The 2232-nt window shown below is 60.3% G+C and carries 3 protein-coding genes; 2 read left to right on the forward strand and 1 reads right to left on the reverse strand.

Annotation, left to right across the window (positions count from 1 at the left end; genetic code table 11):
- Positions 1–232: cytochrome c-type biogenesis protein (locus A2I95_RS32600; RefSeq protein ID WP_291736504.1), on the forward strand; the 232-nt coding region annotated here is incomplete at its 5' end.
- 105 nt (positions 233–337) lie between these two features.
- On the forward strand, positions 338–1117 hold the full coding sequence (locus A2I95_RS32605; RefSeq protein WP_291736506.1) for an enoyl-CoA hydratase-related protein: 780 nt from the start codon (positions 338–340) through the stop codon (positions 1115–1117).
- Positions 1118–1178: 61 nt separating this feature from the next.
- On the opposite strand, the gene A2I95_RS32610 is transcribed toward A2I95_RS32605, so the two are convergent.
- Positions 1179–1988: a calcium-binding protein gene (locus A2I95_RS32610; protein WP_027259027.1), complete on the reverse strand. Its 810-nt coding sequence runs from the start codon at positions 1986–1988 to the stop codon at positions 1179–1181.
- Positions 1989–2232 lie beyond the last annotated feature (244 nt).

A 2232-nucleotide genomic window follows, 5' to 3' on the forward strand; every position in this document is an offset into this window, starting at 1 on the left:
CGACCGCGAGGCGATGGATTTTATCGTCGACCGTTATGGTGAGTATGTGCTGCTGCGCCCGACGACCGGCGGCGCCAACTGGCTGTTGTGGGCTGCTGGTCCGCTGATGCTGCTGGCCGCGCTTGTGATCGCCGTCTTCTATGTGCGGGGACGCGCCCGCGCGCCCAAGGCCGCCGAGCAGGGGCTGAGCGCTGACGAGCAGGAGCGGCTGCGGAAAATCCTGAAGGATTGACGCCGGGTCCGGCTTTCCGGCAGGCGGGCTTTCCGTCACCATACCGGCAAACGGCCAGACGGATACGCTCTTGGCCCCTGAATGCAAGCATTGTGAGGCACTCCGATGGACTATAAGGAAATCCTGTTTTCTCTGCAGGACGGGCTGGCGGTTGTCACCCTGAACCGTGAAGCGCGCAAGAATGCGCTCAACAGCCGGATGCGGTCCGAGATCACTCATGCGATGCGCATGGCTTCTTCCGAGGCCCGCGCTGTGGTGCTGACCGGCGCCGGCGACGCGTTCTGCTCGGGCCAGGATCTGAGCGACGCTGGCAGCAACGGCGGTCAGCTGGATCTGGAACGCACGCTGCGCGACGAATACCTGCCGATGCTGCAGGCGATCTATGATTGCCCGGTGCCGGTTGTGGCGGCCGTCAACGGCGCCGCTGCCGGGGCGGGCGCCAATCTGGCGCTGGCCGCCGATGTGGTGATCGCCACGGAAAGCGCATTTTTCATGCAGGCCTTCAGCAAGATCGGCCTGATCCCGGACGCAGGCGGGACCTGGTTCCTGCCGCGCCAGATCGGCCTGGCGAAATCAATGGGGGCAGCCCTGTTTGCCGACCGCGTCAGCGCCCAGCAGGCCTGCGACTGGGGCATGATCTGGGAAGCGGTGCCGGATGCGGAATTCGATGCCCATTGGCGGGAACGCGCAAGCTATCTGGCCAGCGGCCCCAGCAAAGCCTTTGCCGCCACCAAATCCGCCCTGCGCGAAAGTTTCGGCCGCACTTTGGCCGAGCAGCTGTCGGAAGAAGCGCACCTGCAGGGCCAATGCGGCAAGACCCGGGATTTTCTGGAAGGTGTCACGGCCTTCATGGAAAAGCGCCCCGCGAAGTTCGAAGGGCGCTGAGGAGCTTCAGGCCAGCTGAAAACTGAAAGAAGGTGCCGGAGAGTTTCTCCGGCATTTCATTTTAGGCGCGAGTCAGCACCATGATGTTGTCTGCTGTAATCAGGCCCCCGGCACCTTGGATACGAGCAAAAACCTCGCCATCTGCCAGCAGCAGGGCGTCATCCTCATCACCGAATTGGTCAAGCGTGTTCTCAACGGTGATTTCAGGTGGCGTGCCTTCGCCATCATGGGAATAGACGATTACATCCTCAAGGCGGCTGTAGTCTGTCAGAACAACCGGTTCATCGCCGGCCTCGATCCAGTCGCCGAGGATCAGTTCATCTCGGCCTTCTCCTAGGCTCACTGTGTCGCCGTTGCCTGCAACAACATCGTCATTTCCGCGGCCCGCCTGGATCACATCCGCATCTTCGTCAGTATCCTGGCTCAGCTCAGGTTCCAGCTGAACGTCAACATCCGGGTCTTCATCGGCAATCCAATCTCTGAGCGCTTGAAACGCAGTATCCGCGTCAACTGCACTGGTTGCGACAATAAAGTCGTCACCCAGATCGCCGACGAGCGTATCACTGCCCTGCCCATCTATGATGACATCGTTGCCGTCACCACCGCGCAGGAAGTCATTGCCTTCACCGCCGGCCAGCGCATCTGTGCCGTCCTGTCCAAACAGCCGGTCATTTCCGGCATTGCCGTCTACCATGTCGTCGCCGTCCTTGGCGAATATCGTGTCCTCGCCTGATCCGCCGGCCAGGTCGTCGTTACCTTCTGTGGCGTCGGCGGTGGTGTCGCCCTTGGTAATGTCATCGCCGTCATCATCCAGAGCAATAGCGACGCCGCCGATGGTCATACCTATACCGAGCAAGATCAAAAGTTCCATGTCACCAATCCCGTAGTCACCTGGCAGACGGCGCTTGCAAAATGCGCGCGCGGGGCCGCTCTGCCAGAAATAAGTAAACCAGGCGGTTTGGTATTGAGTTGAATCGTTTTAGTCAAACACTGCTAAATATTGAACTTCCCATAGAAACAGTCTGAGCCAAGATCCGGAATTGTCGCCATTTTACGGCTATTGCGGTGGCATGGGCTTTGGGGCCTCGCCCAGAAAATCGCAGGCTCCCCGGAGT

This window comes from Leisingera sp. F5 (assembly GCF_001593695.1).